Annotated in this window: 16 protein-coding genes; 9 read left to right on the plus strand and 7 right to left on the minus strand. The window is 62.9% G+C overall.

Features of this window, described 5'->3' with window-relative positions; translation table 11 throughout:
- The first annotated feature begins 141 nt into the window (after positions 1-141).
- From AAG821_RS09155 to AAG821_RS09165, 3 genes are all read left to right on the plus strand, one after another.
- Positions 142-1,608 (plus strand): M81 family metallopeptidase, encoded by a 1,467-nt coding sequence (locus AAG821_RS09155; RefSeq protein ID WP_341910052.1) that lies wholly within the window; start codon positions 142-144, stop codon positions 1,606-1,608.
- A gap of 24 nt (positions 1,609-1,632) precedes the next feature.
- Positions 1,633-3,180 carry a gamma-glutamyltransferase gene (locus AAG821_RS09160; RefSeq protein ID WP_341910050.1) on the plus strand — a complete coding sequence of 516 codons (1,548 nt, stop codon included), beginning with the start codon at positions 1,633-1,635 and terminating at the stop codon, positions 3,178-3,180.
- Positions 3,181-3,281: 101 nt separating this feature from the next.
- A complete protein-coding gene (locus AAG821_RS09165; RefSeq protein ID WP_341910049.1) occupies positions 3,282-3,839 on the plus strand; it encodes a VUT family protein in 558 nt (185 codons plus the stop codon).
- A 13-nt stretch (positions 3,840-3,852) separates the two neighbouring features.
- Here AAG821_RS09165 and queC read toward each other — a convergent pair whose 3' ends face one another.
- From queC to AAG821_RS09185, 4 genes are all read right to left on the minus strand, one after another.
- Positions 3,853-4,578 carry a 7-cyano-7-deazaguanine synthase QueC gene (queC, locus tag AAG821_RS09170; protein ID WP_341910047.1) on the minus strand — a complete coding sequence of 242 codons (726 nt, stop codon included), beginning with the start codon at positions 4,576-4,578 and terminating at the stop codon, positions 3,853-3,855.
- Positions 4,575-7,166 (minus strand): TRAP transporter permease, encoded by a 2,592-nt coding sequence (locus AAG821_RS09175; protein ID WP_341910045.1) that lies wholly within the window; start codon positions 7,164-7,166, stop codon positions 4,575-4,577. The genes queC and AAG821_RS09175 overlap by 4 nt, the downstream gene beginning before the upstream one ends.
- Before the next feature lie 91 nt (positions 7,167-7,257).
- On the minus strand, positions 7,258-8,235 hold the full coding sequence (locus AAG821_RS09180) for a TAXI family TRAP transporter solute-binding subunit (protein ID WP_341910043.1): 978 nt from the start codon (positions 8,233-8,235) through the stop codon (positions 7,258-7,260).
- Positions 8,236-8,539: 304 nt separating this feature from the next.
- Positions 8,540-9,463, minus strand: coding sequence for a LysR substrate-binding domain-containing protein (locus AAG821_RS09185; RefSeq protein ID WP_341910041.1), 924 nt, complete (start codon positions 9,461-9,463; stop codon positions 8,540-8,542).
- A 172-nt stretch (positions 9,464-9,635) separates the two neighbouring features.
- On the opposite strand from AAG821_RS09185, the gene AAG821_RS09190 reads away from it, so the two are divergent.
- On the plus strand, positions 9,636-10,895 hold the full coding sequence (locus AAG821_RS09190; RefSeq protein WP_341910039.1) for a D-amino acid dehydrogenase: 1,260 nt from the start codon (positions 9,636-9,638) through the stop codon (positions 10,893-10,895).
- Here the strand turns inward: AAG821_RS09190 and AAG821_RS09195 are convergent.
- The 3 genes from AAG821_RS09195 to AAG821_RS09205 are packed head-to-tail and all read right to left on the minus strand — an operon-like array spanning position 10,892 to position 13,985.
- Positions 10,892-11,725, minus strand: coding sequence for a 3-keto-5-aminohexanoate cleavage protein (locus tag AAG821_RS09195; RefSeq protein WP_341910037.1), 834 nt, complete (start codon positions 11,723-11,725; stop codon positions 10,892-10,894). The two genes, AAG821_RS09190 and AAG821_RS09195, sit on opposite strands and share 4 nt — an antisense overlap.
- A complete protein-coding gene (locus tag AAG821_RS09200) occupies positions 11,725-13,059 on the minus strand; it encodes an aspartate aminotransferase family protein (protein WP_341910036.1) in 1,335 nt (444 codons plus the stop codon). Before AAG821_RS09200 ends, AAG821_RS09195 begins: the two co-directional genes overlap by 1 nt.
- On the minus strand, positions 13,056-13,985 hold the full coding sequence (locus AAG821_RS09205; RefSeq protein WP_341910034.1) for a MurR/RpiR family transcriptional regulator: 930 nt from the start codon (positions 13,983-13,985) through the stop codon (positions 13,056-13,058). Before AAG821_RS09205 ends, AAG821_RS09200 begins: the two co-directional genes overlap by 4 nt.
- A gap of 180 nt (positions 13,986-14,165) precedes the next feature.
- Here AAG821_RS09205 and AAG821_RS09210 point away from each other — a divergent pair, with 180 nt between their 5' ends.
- The 5 genes from AAG821_RS09210 to AAG821_RS09230 all read left to right on the plus strand — a co-directional run bounded on the left by AAG821_RS09210 (position 14,166) and on the right by AAG821_RS09230 (position 19,047).
- A complete protein-coding gene (locus AAG821_RS09210; protein WP_341910032.1) occupies positions 14,166-15,074 on the plus strand; it encodes a LysR family transcriptional regulator in 909 nt (302 codons plus the stop codon).
- A gap of 117 nt (positions 15,075-15,191) precedes the next feature.
- Entirely contained in the window at positions 15,192-15,995 is an 804-nt protein-coding gene (locus AAG821_RS09215; protein ID WP_341910030.1) for a putative hydro-lyase, read from the plus strand.
- 29 nt (positions 15,996-16,024) lie between these two features.
- Positions 16,025-17,074, plus strand: a complete 1,050-nt coding sequence (locus AAG821_RS09220) for a TRAP transporter substrate-binding protein (protein WP_341910028.1) — start codon at positions 16,025-16,027, stop codon at positions 17,072-17,074.
- A 68-nt stretch (positions 17,075-17,142) separates the two neighbouring features.
- A complete protein-coding gene (locus tag AAG821_RS09225) occupies positions 17,143-17,760 on the plus strand; it encodes a TRAP transporter small permease (RefSeq protein WP_341910026.1) in 618 nt (205 codons plus the stop codon).
- A 3-nt stretch (positions 17,761-17,763) separates the two neighbouring features.
- Complete coding sequence (locus AAG821_RS09230) at positions 17,764-19,047, plus strand: TRAP transporter large permease (RefSeq protein ID WP_341910024.1); 1,284 nt, start codon at positions 17,764-17,766, stop codon at positions 19,045-19,047.
- Positions 19,048-19,055 lie beyond the last annotated feature (8 nt).

Raw genomic sequence — 19,055 nt, forward strand, 5'->3', positions numbered from 1 at the left:
ATGCCCCTTCGCTGGGCAGCATGCCTGTTGCCGTGGCGCCCACCGTATAACCAGGAGACATTGGTTCATGTCGAAGAATTGGTTCATGCCGGCGACTCGCGGCACCTCTAGAATTTGCGGCCCGGGCGAGGAGCACGCACAATGAATGTGTTTATTGCCTGTCTTGGTACGGAGACCAATACCTTCTCGCCCCTGCCCACGGCCGAGGCCGGCTTCAGGGAATGGATGCTATATCGTGGCGATGCAACCAAGCGGCCGGAGAACCTTTTCTCGGCCCCGTTGCATGTCTGGCGGCAGGCCGCCGAGGCGCAGCAGGCCACGGTGACGGAAAGCCTGTCAGCCTTTGCCCAGCCGGCCGGGATTACTGTTCGCAAGGTGTATGAAGGATTCCGCGACGAAATCCTCGCCGATCTCAAGGCGGCGATGCCGGTGGACCTGGTGCTGCTCAGCATGCATGGCGCCATGGTCGCCGATGGCTACGACGATTGCGAAGGCGACCTGCTGGAAAAAGTTCGTGCCATTGTAGGGCCTAAGGCGGCCGTCGGCGCCGAGCTTGACCTGCATTGCTCCATTACTGAAAAGATGCTGGCCAACGCCGATGCGCTGATCACCTTCAAGGAATACCCCCATACCGACAGCAAGGAGCGGGCGCAGGAGCTTTATAATATCCTGCTGGCCAAGCATCAGGGCGTGGCAAAGCCTGTGATGGCGGTGTTCGACACGCGCATGATCAACCTGTGGCGCACCCCGGTGGAACCGATGACAGGCTTTGTTCGCGAGATGCAGGCCCGGGAAGGCAAGGATGGCATTCTCTCTGTATCGTTTGCCCATGGCTTCCCGATGCAGGACGTGCCCGATGCAACGGCCAAGATGATCGTGATTGCCGATGGCGATGCCGGCAAGGCCGCGGCGGTTGCGGAAGAGTTCGGCCGCAAGATCTGGAATCTGCGCGAGCAGACGGCGACGCAGAACCTGAGCATAGATGTGGCGCTGGATCGCGCCACGGCAGCAACCGTAAAGCGTCCGGTGGTGCTGGCCGACGTAACCGACAATCCGGGCGGCGGCGCGCCGGGCGATGCCACCTTCATCCTGCGCCGGATCATCGAACGCGGCATCGAGAATGTGGTCAGCGGCCTGTACTGGGATCCGATGGCGGTTCGCTTCTGCTGCGACGCCGGTGAGGGTGCGGTCTTCGATCTGCGGCTCGGTGGTAAATGCGGACCGACCTCGGGCGACCCGCTCGATCTCAATGTAACGGTCAAGCGTATCATCACAGACGGTATGCAACCGGCCCTGAGTGGTGCCGTGCCGATCGGTGATGCGGTATGGCTGCAATTCGAAGGCAACCGCGATCTGGTCCTGATCTCCACTCGCACACAGACCTTCCATCCCGGTGCTTTCACGCAATTCGGCATCGATGTTGCGAAGAAGGCGATCATCGTGGTGAAATCGACCCAGCACTTCCATGCGGGCTTCGCGCCGATCGCCGGTGAAATCCTGCATGTGCAGGCGCCGGGCGCCATGCGGTCGGACTTCGCCGATATTCCCTTCCAGAAAGTGCGTGGTCCCTACTGGCCGCGTGTCGCTGATCCTTTCGCTGCCGAATAACATCAAATAAATCAGAGCCTCGCCATGTCCTCGAATCTGAATCGTACCCTGCAGTTCCGCAAATCCGCCGCCAGCGGCAAACGGGGCGTTGTCTCGGCCCAGAACCAGAAGGCGGCCGATGTGGGTGCCGAAGTGCTGCGCCAGGGTGGCAATGCCATTGATGCGGCTGTTGCCACATCTTTTGCGTTGGGCGTGCTGGAGCCGTGGATGAGCGGCGTCGGCGGTATCGGCTACATGCAGATCTGGGATGCGAAGAAGAAGCAAGGCCATGTGATCGATTTCAGTGCGATCAGTGCATCGAAACTCGATCCGTCCGATTACCCACTGGTTGGCGGCCAGGATGACAGCATGTTCGGGTGGCCCAGTGTGGTGGAGGATCGTAACATCTACGGCTATTCCTCCATGGCTCTGCCCGGCGTGGTGGACGGCATGCGGCTGGCGCATGCAACTTTCGGCACGCGCAACTGGGCCGAGTTGCTGGCCCCGGCTATCGAACTGGCGCGGCGCGGCATGGAGATCGACTGGTTCCTGGTGCTGCAGGTAACGAATGCCGCGCGTGCATTGATCAAGTCGCCGGCAGCGAAAGCTGTGTTCCTCGCCGATGGCCTGCCGCCCGCAGTGGAAGCGGGCGGTTACCTGAAGAATGATGCGCTGCTCGCCACGCTGCAGCGGCTGGCCAAAGCCGGCGGCCGCGACTATTACGAAGGCGAGCTGGCGAAAAGCATCGCCAGCGATCTCGCCAAGGGTGGATCGAAGATTTCCGCCGATGACCTGCGCAGCTACAAGGCCCGTCTGGTCGAACCGCTGCGCTACAGTTATGGCGGCAAGACCCTGCATCTGCCGCCCAATCTCACTGCCGGGCCGAGTCTGCGCGATGCGCTGGAAATCGCCGGCCCGAAGCTGGATCGCAAGGGTCTCTCGGCACAGAGCTTTGTCGCCTATATCGAAGGGCTGACGGCAGCTTACGAAAAGCGGCTTGCTGGCATGGGCGATTCTGACAACGGCAAGAGTTGCACCAGCAATTTCTGCGTCGTGGATTCCGACGGCAACATGGTGGCGGTGACGCAGACTCTGCTGGCTGCTTTCGGCAGCTGCACGATGCTGCCCGGCAGCGGCATCACCATGAATAACGGCATCATGTGGTTTGATCCGACGCCGGGCAAACCGAACTCCATCGGTGCCGGCAAGCGACCGCTCAGCAATATGTTGCCGACTGTGGTGCTGGATGGCGACACGTCGCTGTTTGCGGTCGGTGCGTCAGGCGGGCGACGCATCATGCCCGCCGTCATGCAGATCATCTCGTTCCTGGTCGATTACGGCATGCCGCTGGAGGCCGCCTTCCATCAACCGCGCATCGATGCCAGCATCATGGGGCAGCCCTGGTATGACCCGCAGCACGATCTGGCGGTGCAGGACGCCGTGAAGGCGAAATTCCCCGGTGCGGTGCCGAAGCGCCGCGACCCGTTGCCGCTGAACTATGCCTGCCCGGCCGTAGCGATGCTGAATGCCGACGGCAGCTGCAGCGGCATGACCGAGATTGCGCAACCTTGGGCCAGCAGTTCTGCCGCCTAAGACACTGGAATTACAGGATAAATTCTACCCGGGTTGCTTGGCGGCCCCGGTGGCCGTATATCCCGGCCGCCGCCATACCTTTTTGCGGTAAGGAACCTGCCATGGATCGTCAGCGTCTCGAAGGCTTTACCTATCTCGCCGGCTTTATTGCCTGCGTGCCTGCTGCCAACTGGCTGATCGGCAATGTCGGCACCGTCTGCATTCCGCAGGGGCCGTGCCTGATCCCGGTCGCCCCCTTTGGCATCACGGCCCCCAGTGGCGTGCTGATGATCGGCCTGGCCCTGGTGCTGCGCGATCTGGTGCAGCGGCGGCTCGGCAAGGCCTGGACGCTGGGTGCGATCCTGGTCGGCGCGGCGCTCTCGGGCCTGGTGGCGCCGCCGGCCCTGGTGATCGCTTCGGCGGTGGCGTTCCTGCTGTCTGAACTGGCCGACTTCGCCGTCTATACGCCGCTGCAGAAGCGCGGCCTGATCCGTGCCGTGGTGCTGTCCAGCCTGGTCGGCCTCTGTGTCGACTCGGTGGCGTTTCTCTATCTGGCGTTTGGCAGCCTCGACTATCTGGCTGGCCAGATCATCGGCAAAGCCTGGATGGTGCTGCTCAGCATCCCGGTGATCCGCCTGCTGCGCGACCGCGACCAGCGGCTTGGCATCGCCGCGCTGTAACTGAAAAGGCGGCTCAGGGGCCGCCTTTTTCTCTTTTCGCCTTCATCTGGGCGATGGCCTGCAGCCAGTAATCCGTGTCTTCATACTGCGTCGGGTCTGGCACATCGGCCAGATGGAAAGCCTCGCGCCGTTCCACGCAGGTGCCGCAGCGACCGCAATGGGCCGCGCCACCCTTGTAGCAGCTCCAGGTCAAATGATAGGGCACGCCGAGCCGGGCGCCTTCGGCCACGATGCCGGCCTTGTCGGTGCCGGTGAAAGGGGCGTAAAGCTCGACCTCCCACATGTCTTCCAGCGCACAGGCCTGCATGGCCCGGAAGGCTTCCACGAAAGCCGGCCGGCAGTCGGGGTAAATGAAATGATCGCCGCTATGCACGGCAATGCCAACCGCGCCGGCCTTGGCACCGGCCGCAATGCCGAAAGCGATGCTCAGCATGATGGCATTGCGGTTCGGCACCACGGTCGACTTCATGTTGTCCTGGGCGTAATGCCCATCCGGCACGGCGTCGCCGCCGCTGATCAGCGAGCTGGAGGTCAGGAAGCGGCCGAGGCTGGTGATATCCACCACATCGTGGCGGGTACCGAGTTCGGCTGCGATGCGCGCGGCATGCTCGATTTCGCGCCGGTGGCGTTGGCCATAGTCGAAGGAAATCAGGCGGTCGAGCTTGCGCTCGGCCGCCACCTTATAAGCCAGGGTGACGGAATCGATGCCACCCGAGCACAGAACGACCGTACTGCTCATGCCGAGACCAAGGCCGCCGCTTTCCTGCGGCGCAGCTGCAGCAGCACGATGAGGCCGAGCAGGGCGAGGGCTGGCAGATAGACCAGATGCTTGCTGGGGCGTTCGGCCGGCAGCAGCACATGCTCGATGGTGAAGCCGCCTTCCAGGCCGACACGCTTGGCCGCCGAACCGAATTTGATGGCGCCGATCTGCATCTTGTCGCCCATCCGTGCTAGCGTCAGGCCGGCATCGGCCAGTCGCTTGCGGCCTTCGCCGGGCGCGGCCAGCGGCAGGCTGATGGTCTTGGTGACATCCTCGCCTTCCAGCGTGGTGCCGGCCACCACCAGCAGCAGGCGGCCATCCTCGGGCAGCCTGGCGGCGATATCATAGACCTGGGCTGCAGGAGCCTGCAGATAAGGCTCATGCAGCTTGTCCATGAAGAAACCGGGACGAAACATGGCAAAGCAGATCAGCAGCAGCAATGCCGATTCCCACAGTTTGCTCTTGGTCAGGAACCAGCCCATGGTGCCGGCGGCAAACAGCAGGATCGCAACCGTGGAGATGACCACCACGAGAATGGCTTCACCGGTGCTGCCGATATCGATCAGCAGCAGTTGCGGATTGAAGATGAACACAAAGGGCAGTACGGCCGTTCGCATCGAATAGATCGTGCCCTGAAGGCCGGTCTTGATCGGGTCTTCGCCAGAGATCGCCGCAGCTGCAAACGAGGCGAGGCCCACCGGCGGCGTCACGTCAGCCATGATGCCGAAATAGAAAACGAACATATGCACCGCGATCAGCGGAATGGCGAGACCGGCCTGGGCGCCCAGCTCCACGATCACCGGCGCCATCAGGGTGGCGACGAGGATGTAATTCGCCGTGGTTGGAATGCCCATGCCGAGGATCAGGCAGATGAAGGCGGTCAGGAACAGCATGATCATGACATTACCGCCTGACAGGAACTCGACGAAGTCGGTCATCATCAGGCCCATGCCGGTCAGCGTCACGGTACCGACGATGATGCCGGCGGTCGCTGTGGCGATACCGATACCGATCATGTTGCGGGCGCCCAGATTGAAGCCATCGACCAGATCGGCAAGGCCCTGCTTCAGGGCTGCGACGATCTCGCGGCTGCCGCGGAATGCCACAATAATCGGCCGTTGTGTCACCACGATGCCCATCACCGATGCGGTGGCCCAGAAAGCTGATAGGCCCGGCGACATCTCCTCCACCATCAGGCACCATAGCAGCACGATGATCGGCAGGGTGAAATGCAGACCGGTGCGCGCCACGGCCCAGGCTTCCGGGATCTTGATATTCGGATTGCTGGCGTCATCGAGTTCCAGGTCGGGGAACTTGGCGGCATACCATAGTGAAACCAGATACAGGCCGATGCCACCGATGGCGAGCAGCCAGGGTGCGGCGACGCCGAACACCGCCTGGATGCCGAGCACGAGGTAATACAAGCCGCAAATGAAGGCGACGGTGCCGCTCCAGCCAAGCAGCTGACGCAACCAGAATTCGCCGCGCGGCCGGTTCACGGCCCGCTCCAGCGGCTTGGCATTGATCTTCTGTGCTTCCAGGTCGACGATGTAGAACAGCGCGATGTAGGAGATCACGGCTGGCAGGAAGGCGTGCTTGACGATATCGGAATAGGGCAGGCCGACATATTCCGTCATCAGGAAGGCCGCAGCACCCATCACCGGCGGCATGATCTGGCCGTTGACCGAAGACGCGGTCTCGATGGCGCCGGCCTTCACGCCCGACAGACCGGTACGCTTCATCATCGGGATGGTGAAGATACCGCCGGAAACCACGTTGGACACCGAGGAGCCGGACACCACTCCGTTCAGCGCCGACGACACCACGGCCACCTTGGCGGGGCCGCCGCGCAGATGGCCGAGCAGGGCGACGGAGATCTGCATCATCCAGTTGCCACCGCCGGCCTTTTCCAGCAGCGAGCCGAACAGCACGAACAGGAAGACAAAGCCGGCGGAAACGCCCAGGGCGACGCCGAAGACACCTTCCGTGGTCAGCCATTGATGCTGCAGGAATTTGGTGAGCGAGGCGCCCTTGTGCTGGATCACATCCGGCATCCACGGGCCGGTGAAGGTGAAGGCGATAAAGACCGCGGCGACGATCACCATCGGCGGGCCGAGCGAGCGGCGGGTGGCTTCCAGCAGCAGCAGCAGGCCGATACCCGAGGCGACCAGGTCGTACCAGGTGGGCTGGCCGGGACGCAGCGCCAGGTCGCGGTAAAACAGGAACAGGTAGGAGGCGGCAAAGGCACCAGCCAGCGCGAAAATCCAGTCGAACAGTGGAATGTAGCTGCGCGGCGACCGCTTGAAGGCGGGGTAGCAGGTGAAAGCCAGGAAGACCGAGAAGCCGAGATGGATAGCGCGGGCTTCGGTGTCGTTGAGGATGAAGACGCCCAGCAGGAAGGGCAGCGGCGAGGCATACCAGACCTGGAATGCAGACCAGGCCACGGCGACGATCAGGATGATCCGGGCGACCATGCCCTGCGGATCGCGGCCGCCAAGGTCGGCTTCCTTGACGAGATTCTGCAGTTCCTGCTCGGTGGCCGATCGGCCGCTTGTGCTGGTGGTCATGGTGATCCCCGGATTTCAGTTTGGTCTTCTACTTAAAAAAAAAGCCGGCCCGTTCCTGGAAACGGGCCGGCTCTGCAAACATGCGTCGGGCTTACATCAGGCCCTTTTCCTTGTAGTACTTCACCGCGCCGTCATGCAGCGGGGCCGAGTTGCCGTCCTTGATCATCGCCTTCTGGTCAAGCGTGGCGAAGGCCGGATGCAGCTTCTTGAACTCGTCGAAGTTTTCGTACACCGCCTTGACCAGCTGATAGACGGTTTCGTTGTCAACCTTTGTCGAGCTGACCAGGGTGGCGAGCACGCCATAGGTCTGGGTCGGCTGGGGGTTGTTGTTATACAGGCCAGCCGGGATGGTCGCCTTGGCGAAATAAGAGTGCTCGGCGACCAGCTTGTCGACGGCCGGGCCGGTCAGCGAAACCAGCTTGGCGCCGCAGGTGGTGGTCGGATCCTGGATGTTGGCCGACGGATGGCCAACGCCATAGAAGAAGCCGTCGATCTTGTTGTCGCACAGTGCCGGGCCATGCTCGTCAGCCTTCAGCTCGGAGGCCAGTGCGAAGTCGGTCAGTTTCCAGCCCATGGTGCTGAGCAGCTGTTCCATCGAGGCGCGGGTGCCCGAACCGGGGTTGCCGACGTTGAAGCGCTTGCCCTTGAAGTCTTCGAACTTGGTGATGTTGGCTTCCTTGCGGGCCAGCACGGTGAAGGGCTCCGGATGGATCGAGAAGACCGAGCGCAGATCGCTGAAGGCGCCAGCATCCTTGAAACTGCCAACACCCTTGTAGGCATTGTAATGGACATCGGACTGGGTGGTGCCGAAGTCCAGCTCGCCGGCCTTGATGGTGTTGACGTTATAAGCCGAGCCTCCGGTCGACTCGACCGAGCAGCGGATGCCATGGGCCTTGCGGTCCTTGTTGAGCAGACGGCAGATCGCGCCGCCGGCGGCGTAATACACACCGGTCACGCCACCGGTGCCGATGGTGACGAATTTCTGCTGTGCCATGCTCGCGCCGGGCAGGGCGGCGAGCAGGGCCGCGCCGAAGGCACCGATGGCGAGGTGCTTGGTTTCAAACAGCATGGTTGACTTCTCCTCCGTGAACGGCCGCTGCCGAGATTGGCGGCGGCCAGGCTTGTAAGCGCCGGCCGGGACTGCAAGAGCCCGTGACGGCGGCTGTATCGGGATAGACGCGGAACCGGGTCTGTGGTGTTCCGGATGTCAATGCTCCGGATATCATGTCAGACCATTCGCCGTCGCCGCTCCCCGATGCGGCGCCAGCCAGTTCCTGTGCCCCTGTGATAACTGAACAGCACAGCTTTTCTGCCATGCGTATCGATACCGCGTCCATAACCCAAGGGTATGGATACGGTTTGTCGGCGTTTCGTCAAGTCCGATATGCTTTTTCTGACGGTCCCAGCTGCCCGGTAATGGTCTTTTCCGTCAAAGCCAGCATGGCACTGAATTTGCGTGCCAGCACCGAGGCCGGCTGGTGCTTGGCGCGGAGTGTGTGCACCGCGAAATCAATCCGCGGGATCAAGGGGCGTGCGACCACCAGGGATTTGTCATGGGCTGCTGCGGTATACTGGTCGACGATGGCGGCGCCGGCACCGCGCGACACCAGTGCCAGGGCGATCTGGTTGGTCTTGACCTCGACAATCGGCTGCAACTCGACGCCAGACAGCTTTACGGCTGCACTGAAGGCGGCCCCCAGCGGATCGTCGCTGCGCAGGCCGATGAAGGGATGCTTGCGAAACCACTCAAGCTTCACCGTTGCCGGCAGTTGCGATTCCATCGACTTGGGGAAAATGCCAAAGAACTGCGCCGGAGCAAGCGTCTGGATGTCCAACCCGGGATGCGCCTGCACGTCGAAACCAATGCCAAGATCGACCTCATGGTTCAGCACAACACGTACAAGGTCGGCATATTGCCGGCTTTCGACTTCAAAGCTGACATCGGCATGCTTCTGGCGGAAGCGTGTGATCGCCAGCGGGATCAGATCGACGCAGAGCGCCGGGGCCGCGGCGATGCGCAGATGCCCGCTGGTGGCGGCCCCCAGATTGCGCGACAGTTTGCGCAGGTTGTCCAGGCCGCTGATGATGCGCTCGCTTTCGGCATGCAGCACCTGGCCCTCGCGGGTCGGCAGCAGACGGCCTTTCACGCGGTCGAACAGTTTGTAGCCGAGTTGATCCTCTGCCCGCAGCAGCAGGCGGGTCGCCGCAGGTTGCGAGATATTGAGCAGCTTGGCGGCGGCAGTGATCGTGCCGGTCAGCATGATCGCATGAAAGACTTCGAGATGACGCAGTTGCATGGTTGATCCGATGCGGGCGATGCCGGCCACGAAAGAGGCCGCAGGGCAAGACATGGCATAACGCAATGTTATGGGCAACCGCCGGATCGGCAGTGGCCGCGACCACCCGGGCTTCGTAGCTTGAGGCTGAAAGCTGCAGGCATTTCGGCCGGCGGCATCGATGGGGTGTGCAATGGATATTGTGGTGATCGGCTCGGGTGTGGTCGGCATGACCACGGCCTGGCGGCTGGCGCGGGATGGCCACCGTGTCACCGTAGTCGACCGTGCACCCACCACTGCCCAGGGCGCCAGCCATGCCAATGGTGCGCAGCTCAGCTATTCCTATGTGGCACCGCTGGCCAATCCGTCCGTGTGGTTCGACCTGCCGAAATACCTGTTCGGTCGTCGGTCGCCGATGCGGTTCCGCCCCACCTTCGATCTGTTTCAGTATCGCTGGCTGCTGAGATTCATGGCGGCCTGCACGCAGAGCGAGGCCCATGCCACCACCGACAAGCTGCTGCGCTTGGCGTATTTAAGCCGTGACGTACTGCATGGTGCCACCGATATCCGCGGGCTCGATTTCACCTGGACCAAGGCCGGCAAGCTGGTGGTGCAGGGCAGTGCGGCGGGGATGGCCGGTGCGCGGGCACAGGTGGATTACCAGCGCGGGAAAGGCAGCGTGCAGCAGGTGTTGGATCGCGATGGCTGCCTGAAGATCGAGCCGGCGCTGGCCGGCATAGCCCATCGTATTGTCGGCGGCGTCTATACCGCGGATGAGGAAGCTGCCGATCCCTACAGGCTCTGCCAGGGCATCGAGGGCCTGCTGTCGGGCGATAACAGCGGCGTGCGTTTCGTCTATGGCGCCAAGGTGCGCCGCCTGCTGCGCAGTGGCCGCCGCCTGCTCGGCGTGGAAACAGCCGATGGCGATGTGCTGGAAGCGGATGCCTATGTGCTGGCGGCCGGTGTGGCCAGCCGGCGGCTGGGCCTGACGGCCGGGCTCGATCTGCCGATCTATCCGATCAAGGGCTACAGCCTGTCGCTGCCGATAGCCAATGACGATGCGGCACCGCGCGTTTCCGTCACCGATACGGAATACAAGGTGGTCTATGCCCGGCTGGGCCAGAAACTGCGCGTCGCCGGCATGGCCGATATCGTCGGTGTCGATGACAGCATCGATCCGCGGCGGCTTGCATTGCTGGTCAGCCAGGCGCGCGAAACTTTCCCGCAGGCCTCCACCTGGCAGCAGATGGAACCCTGGACCGGCCTGCGCCCGGCCACACCGAAGGGGCCGCCGATCCTTAGTGCCAGCGGCATCGACAACCTGCTGCTCAATGTGGGCCATGGCGCGCTCGGCTTCACCCTGGCCTTCGGCTCGGCTGAGGTGATCGCGGCGGCCCTGGCCGGCCGGCCACTGCCAGTGCCGGCCGAGGATTTTTCCCTGGCGGCTGCCTAGCGCAGCGCCTCCAGATAGCTACGCGCCGTCTTTGCATCGGCAATCCGGCGGCCCATCACGCCGGCGGCCTGCACCGTCTGGCGGATCAGGGCGGCATTGTCAGGTGCGGTGCTGCCGTCGCTGAGCAGGGTGTTGTTCTCGAAGCCTAGGCGCGCATGGCCATTCAGGCCAAGGGCTGTCAGCGCACAGGCTGATTCCTTGGGCCCGAAGGCGCAGACGGCAAAGGCGCCATCAGTGTTGCTCCAGTCATGCATGAATGGCAGCAGGTCAGCAGGTTCCGAGCGCTGACCGGCGGTGTAGCGGCCGAGCACGAACAGCACGAAATGCCGCTCGCCCGGAATGATGCCGCGGGCTTTCAGTTCGTGGAAACGCTGCACGTCGGTATCGGCGTAGAGGATATACTGCATCATCACACCGGCCTTGTAGAGCTCGGCGAGGAAGGCCGCGCCTTCCGCTTCGGCCTCTGCATCGGGCAGGATTTCGCGCACGGCAAGGCTGCAGGCTTCAGGCATCAACGCGCGCATCGCCGCCATCTGTTCATGGCGGTTGTACACACCGGCCGCTTCAGAGGTGGCCTGGATGATCAGCGCATCGCCGGCCTCGCGTCGCACCGCCTTGATGGCGGCGCGGTAGAGATCCGCATCCAGCGAATGCCGGCCGCTGCCGGGTTCGCGCACATGCAGATGGATCATGGTGGCGCCGGCATCCTGGCACTGCGCGGCGCAGACGCCGAGTTCATCGGCATTCAGCGGCACGGCCGGATGATCGGGCTTCAGTTTGCGGGCGCCGTTGGGGGCGACGGCAATGACGGCAGGCGTATCGCTGTGCATCAGGCGACACCCTTCAGCACGGTGTCGACGGTATCGCCCAGTTTCTCGACGATCAGGTTGATGTCGTCCCTGGTGCAGATGAAGGGAGGTGCCAGCAGCACATGGTCACCATGCAGGCCATCGATGGTGCCGCCCATGGGATAGACCATCAGGCCGGCCTTCATCGCTTCCTGCTTGATGCGGGCATGTAGCTTCAGCTTCGGATCGAAGGTCGCCTTGCTGGCGCGGTCCTGCACCAGCTCGATGGCCTGGAACAGGCCGCGGCCACGAATGTCGCCGATATGGCGGTGATTGCCGAAGCGGTCCTGCAGACGATCCATCAGGTGGGTGCCCATCGCCTTCACATTGTCCAGCAGATGGTCGCGCTCGATCACCTGCTGCACGGCCAGCGCGGCGGCACAGGCCATCGGATGGCCCAGATAGGTGTGGCCATGCTGGAAAAATCCGGAACCGGTCCTGAACGCATCGAAGATATGCTGGCCGAGCAGGATGGCGCCGATCGGCTGGTAGCCGCCGCCCAAGCCCTTGGCGATGGTCATGATATCGGGCGAGATGCCCTCCTGCTCACAGGCATGCAACGTGCCGGTGCGGCCCATGCCGCACATCACCTCATCCAGGATCAGCAGCACGCCATACTGGTCGCAGATCTCGCGGATGCGCTTGAAATAGCCCGGCGCGGCGGTGACGGCACCCAGCGTGGCACCCACCACCGGTTCGGCGACGAAGGCGATCACGCTGTCCTTGCCGAGTTCCAGGATCTTGGCCTCCAGCTCGTTGGCGGCCCGCAGGCCATAGGCCTCCGCCGTCTCATTGGGCTGGCGGTCGCGGTATTCGAAGCAGGGCGCGATATGATGCGCCTCGATCAGCATCGGCGCGAATTGCTGGCGGCGCCAGGCATTGCCGCCGACCGACAGCGCGCCGACCGTGTTGCCGTGATAGCTCTGGCGCCGGGCAATGAAATGCTTGCGCTGCGGCTCGCCGCGCTCGACATGATACTGCCGCGCCATCTTCAGCGCGGCCTCGATGGCTTCCGAACCGCCCGACACGTAATAGACATGGCTGATCCCCTTGGGTGCGGTCTCGATCAGTTTGTCCGCCAGCTTCTCGGCCGGCTCGGTGGTGAAGAAGCTGGTATGGGCAAAGGCCAGCTTGTCGGCTTGCTCATGCATGGCGCGGGTGATGTCGGGATGGCCATGGCCCAGGCAGCTCACCGCCGCGCCGCCGGAGGCATCGATATAACGCTTGCCGTCGGCATCGATGATGCGGATGCCTTCACCGCCGACGGCGACCGGATAGGTGTGATTGATGCTGCGATGGAGAATGCGACTCGTCATGAATTGGGCTTTCTGCGTTGCGGTCGGCGCGACCAATAGGTGGAAAAGGCGTCGAGTTGATGCTCGGCATTGCGGATGGCACTCAGGGCCTGTTCGCCGGCCCGCGCGGCCACCAGGGCAATCAGGGTTTCGGCAGCGGCAAAGGCCGGCGTGATGGCGTGGAAGAAGGACGGCGTCTCGGTCGGTATCAGGATGCTGGCGCGTGCCATCGCCGCCACCGGTGAAACACGGCTGTCGGTGATCGCCACAACGCTGACGCCGCGGCGGGCGGCATAGCTCGCCCGTTCCACCGCCGCCGTGGTGTAAGGGGCGACGCTCACCACCAGCAGCACGTCCTCGGGCCCGGCATGACGCAGGGCATCAATGCCGGTATCGCCGGCGCCATCCAGCAGCACGCCGCTGTCGCGGAACAGGCCGTGGATGTAATGGGCATGGAAGGCGACGGCGTGGCAGGAACGCAGGCCGAGGAAATAGACCCGACGCGCTTTTTCCAGCAGGGCGGCGGCGGCAATCAGCGCGGCACTGCCGGCCTCGTCATGGCTGCTAGCGATATGCTCAGCCATGGTCCAGCCGATCTGGGCGGCGAGTGCGCCATCGCCGCTCTGCTGCTGATGTTTCTGCAGCCGGCCGGCGCGATGGCTGAATTCGGCCGTATGGGGCGGGCGGCGCAATGCGCTGGCCTGCAGGTCCCGGAAGGCGGCGTAGTCGGCGAAGCCGAGCTGGCGCGCCAGCCGGGTCATGGTCACCGGCGGCACCCCGGCGCGACGGGCCTGCTCACGCATGGAGAGCAGGGCGACATCATCGGGATGCTCCAGCACGAACTGCGCTGCGGTCTGCAGCTGCGGCGGCAGGCCGGCAAAGGCCTGGGCGATGCGGTCGCTCAGCGAAACCTCGGGGGTAAGGGCGTCGGACCGGGTGGCGGGCATGGCTGGATTGAACCGCAGGCCAGGCGAAGTTGCAACAATTGATTCTTATAAAACATCAATGAAACAATCGTTCCAGTGGACCCGTAATTGCCAAATCCGGACACGGGGAGGGAATCCCGGCTTGCCGGGGGCCGATAAGCAGGGCTTATAGTCTGGCGGAAAATTCCGGAGTTCAGGGTCATGGCCGATCTGCGCAATCTCGAAACCTTCGTCTGGGTTGCCCATCTTGGTGGCTTTCGCGCCGCTGCCGACAAGCTCAACGCCACCCAGCCGGCCGTCTCCCAGCGCATCGCACTGCTCGAATCCGAACTGGGTGTGAAACTGTTCGACCGTGAACCGCGCGGCATCGCGCTCACCTCGAAAGGCAACGAGCTGCTGCCTTATGCCGAACGCATGCTGCAGTTGCGCGCCGACCTGCTGCATGCAGCGCGCGAGAAGAAAGCGATGCGTGGCATCGTGCGGCTCGGCGTGGCCGAGACCATCGTGCACACCTGGCTGTCAAAGCTGATCGAGCGCATGCACGGGGTATATCCCGCACTGACCCTCGAGATCGAGGTCGATACCTCGCCGCTGCTGCGCGAACGGTTGTTGTCGCATCAGCTCGATATTGCCTTCGTCCTAGGGCCGATCAGCGAACCGCGCATGAAAAACGTGGCTTTATCGAGCTACCCGCTGGCCTGGGTCGCCAGTCCGACGCTCGATCTAGGCGGCGATCCGGTACCGCTGTCCACACTGGCGCGCTGGCCGATCATCACCTATCCGCGCAACACGCGGCCCTATATCACGATCCGTGAAATGATGACCCGGCATGACATGCCCGCGCTGCGGATGTATGGCAATGCCTCGCTCTCCACCATTGTGCGCATGACATTGGATGGCATCGGCATCTCGGCGATTCCGCCGCTGGTGATCCGGCGCGAACTGACGGAAAAGCGCCTGCGTCTGGTCAATGCCGAACAGAATCTGCCCGATCTCAATTTCCATGCCTGTTATCCCGTCAAACCCGACAGTTATCTGGCAGAAGCGGTAACCGAGATCGCCCGCGAGATGGCGGCGGCGGAAGCCAAGCGCCGCGAACGCCGCCAATAAAAGCGGCGATGGCCTGAAAAACAGCCGATAAGAATTTCTTATCGGCCCCCATCGGAACTCGCGATTGGACAGTCACACGCCCGTCATGATGCCATGGCCGGCAGACAGGAGGGCGGCATGAACGCGATTGCTTCGGGAACCATCTATGCCAGCGGCCGTGCGGCGCGGCAGGCCATCCGGCGTGGCGACCATCGCGGCCCCACCGCCGGGATTGCGCCGGGTTTCGTGCAGGGCAATCTGGCCATCCTGCCCAAGGCCCTGGCCGACGATTTCTTCCGTTTCTGCCAGTTCAACCCCAAGCCCTGCCCTCTGCTGGCCGCCAGCGAACCCGGCGATCCGCGCCTGCCCAGCCTGGGCGAGGATCTCGATATCCGCACCGACCTGCCGCTCTATCGCGTCTGGCGTGACGGTAAGCTGGTCGAGGAAGTGCCCGATCTGAAAGCCGTGTGGCGCGATGACCTGGTGGCCTTCCTGATCGGCTGCTCGTTTTCTTTCGAGGAAGCGCTGCTCGAGGACGGCATCCCGCTGCGCCATATTGCGGCCGGCACCAATGTGCCGATGTATCGCACCAATATCGAAACCACGCCGGCGGGACCCTTCCATGGCCCGCTGGTGGTGTCGATGCGGCCGTTGAAGCCGGCCGATGCGATCCGCGCCGTGCAGATCACTTCGCGCTTTCCCGCCGTGCATGGCGCGCCGGTGCATCTGGGCAAGCCGGAACTGTTGGGCATCAAGGATATCGCGAAACCTGACTATGGCGACCCGGTCGAGGTCAAGGCTGACGAACTGCCGGTCTTCTGGGCCTGCGGCGTCACGCCCCAGTCGGTGATCGCCACTGTCAAACCGGATTTCTGCATCACCCATGCGCCAGGGCACATGCTGGTGACCGATCTGAAGAACAGTCGTTTGGCAATTCTGTAATCCATAACGGAGGGGACGAGATGAAGACTATGATGAAGACGCTCGCGCTTGCGGGTGTTGTCGCTGTCGGCCTGTCGGGTGCGGCAGTCGCGCAGGATATGCCGAAGACGCCGCTGAAGGTGGTGGGTGCCTGGGGCAACCTGACCCAGTACAAGAGCTACGAGCAGCCGTTCTGGACCAAGGAGATCACCGAGAAGTCCAAGGGTGCGGTCACCGCCGAGATTACCCCGTTCAACGAAATGGGTCTCAAGGGCGCCGAGATTTTCCGCCTGATGCGTCTTGGCGTGATCGATTTCGGCTCTACCGTGCTCGGCTATGTCGCGGCGGACGATGCCCGCAACGAGGCCGTCGACCTTGCCGGCCTAGCGCCGGATGTCGAAACCGCCCGCAAGGTGTCGGACGCCTACAAGCCGGTCTATGACAAGTTCTATCGTGAGCGCTTCGGCGTGCAGGTGCTCGGCATCTGGCCCTATTCGGCCCAGGTGCTGTTCTGCAATGGCGAGATCAAGGGCCTGTCCGACCTCAAGGGCAAGAAGGTGCGCACAGGTAACCGCACGCTGGCTGAATTCGTCGAGGCTTTTGGCGGCACTGGCGTAACGCTGGCCTTCAACGAGGTCGTGCCTGCCCTGCAGAACAAGGTGGTCGATTGCGCCATCACCGGCACCCTGTCGGGCAACTCTGCCAAGTGGAACGAGGTCTCGACGCATATCTATGCCCTGCCGCTCGGCTGGAGCCATGTGATGCATGCGGTCAATATCAAGACCTGGGACAAGCTCGACCCGAAGGTGCGCACGTTCCTGCAGGCTGAGATCAAGGGCCTGGAAGATCGAATCTGGAAGGCGGCCGCCGAGGAAACTCAGCAGGGCTATGACTGCAACGCCGGCAAGGACAGCTGCACCATGGGCACCAAGGCCAAGATGACCGTTGTGCCGGTTACCGATGCCGACAAGGCGCTGCTGAAGAAGGCGATGACCGAAACCGTCGTGCCGAAATGGGCCGCCCGCTGTGCCGGCGACTGCGTCCCGGCCTGGAACGACAGCATCGGCAAGATCGTCGGCATCACCGCCAAGGCCAACTGATCCACCTCTCCTCCATGGGCGGGGCCGTGTTCTGCACGGTCCCGCTTACGACTATCCGGGGTATTCCAATGATCCTGCTGCTCGATCGCTGGCTCGGCTTTGCCGATCGCCTGTCCCGTTATGCCATCTGGATCGGCGGCACGCTGGTTCTGGCCTCGGCCATCCTGGTTTCGGTCGACGTTATCCTGCGCAAGCTGTTGCTGGTCTCGCTCGGTGGCGCGGATGAACTGTCCGGCTATGCCTTCGCCATCGGCACCACCTGGGCCCTGGCCTTCACACTGCTGCGTCGGGCCAATGTGCGCGTCGATGCACTCTATATTCATCTGCCGCGCGTCATCTGCGCCATACTCGATATTCTTGCCCTGGCCGCCCTGGGGGGCTTCCTTGCACTGCTGACCTGGCAGGCCTGGGATGTGCTGGGCACTTCGCTGGCCTTCACTGCGCGGGCCACCACACCGCTGCAAACACCGCTTTGGATTCCGCAATCGCTTTGGCTGACTGGCCTGGTGCTGTTCCTTTTCACCATCACACCGTTGCTGCTGCGCAGCCTGTTTGCGCTGCTCGGCGGCGATCTGGCCAAGGTACGCAGCCTGGCCGGTGCCCGCACGATTGAAGAAGACGCGGCCGACGAAGCCGCCCATACGGCCACTATCAAACCGGCCGCCAGCCTCAAGCCGCAGGACTGACCCATGCTTGGCACAACGCTTTTCCTCCTGCTCGCATTGCTGGCTGCGGCCCTGCCGGTTGCCGGCGCGCTCGGCATGCTCGGCCTGCTGCTCGACAAGCTCTATTCCAAGATGCCGCTCAGCCTAGCCTTGGGCGAAGTGGCCTGGTCGTCGTCGAAAGACTTCCTGCTGGTTTCGATTCCGATGTTCATCCTGCTGGGTGAGATTCTGCTGCGGGCCGGCGTTGCCGAACGCATGTACGGCGCCATGGTGAAGTGGCTGTCGTGGATTCCGGGCGGCCTGATGCATTCCAACATCGGGGCCTGTGCGATCTTTGCTGCCACCTCGGGCTCGTCCGTGGCTACGGCCGCCACGGTCGGTACCGTGGCTTTGCCGCTGGTGAAAAAGCATGGTTACAACGAACGCCTGTTTCTGGGTACGCTGGCGGCCGGCGGCACCTTGGGCATCCTGATTCCGCCGTCGATCAACATGATCATTTATGCCGTGCTGACCGATACATCGATCCCGAAGCTGTATCTTGCCGGTATCATTCCCGGTCTTGGCCTGGCAGGCCTGTTCATGCTGATGGTTGCTGTCTTCTGTCTGGTCAAACCGGAATGGGGTGGCAAGACGGTGTCGGTCGGCTGGGGCGAGCGCTTTGCCAGCCTGGTCGACCTGCTGCCGCCACTGGGCATTTTCCTGGTCGTGGTCGGTTCGATCTATGCCGGTCTGGCAACCCCCACCGAGGCCGCCTCGCTTGGCGTCGTTGCGGCACTGGGTCTGGCCGCGGCTTACGGACGGCTATCCATCGCCATGCTGAAAGAGGTGATGGAAAACACCATGCGCACCACGGCGATGGTCATGCTGATCATCGTGGCCGCCTATTTCCTCAACTTCATCATCTCGGCGATCGGCCTCACCACCATGCTCACCGACTATATCGCGGGCCTCGGCCTGTCGAAATTCCAGATGCTGGTGGCCATCGTGATCTTTTATCTGATCCTGGGCTGCTTCATGGAAACACTGTCCATGATGATCACGACGATCCCGATCGTGGCGCCGGTGATGTTCGGCCTCGGGTTTGACCCGATCTGGTTTGGCATTATCATCATTATCCTGATCGAGATGGCGCTGATCACCCCGCCTGTCGGGTTGAATCTCTTTGTCGTGCAGTCGCTGCGCAAGCATGGCACACTGAACGATGTGATCATCGGTTCGGCGCCATTTGTCGTGATCATGGTTCTGCTGATTGCCCTGCTGACGCTTTTCCCCGGTATTGCTCTCTGGCTGCCCACCACCTTCGGCTAAGTCAAAGG

Origin of the sequence: Ferrovibrio terrae, from assembly GCF_943372915.1 — a bacterium.
GTDB lineage: Bacteria > Pseudomonadota > Alphaproteobacteria > Ferrovibrionales > Ferrovibrionaceae > Ferrovibrio > Ferrovibrio terrae_A.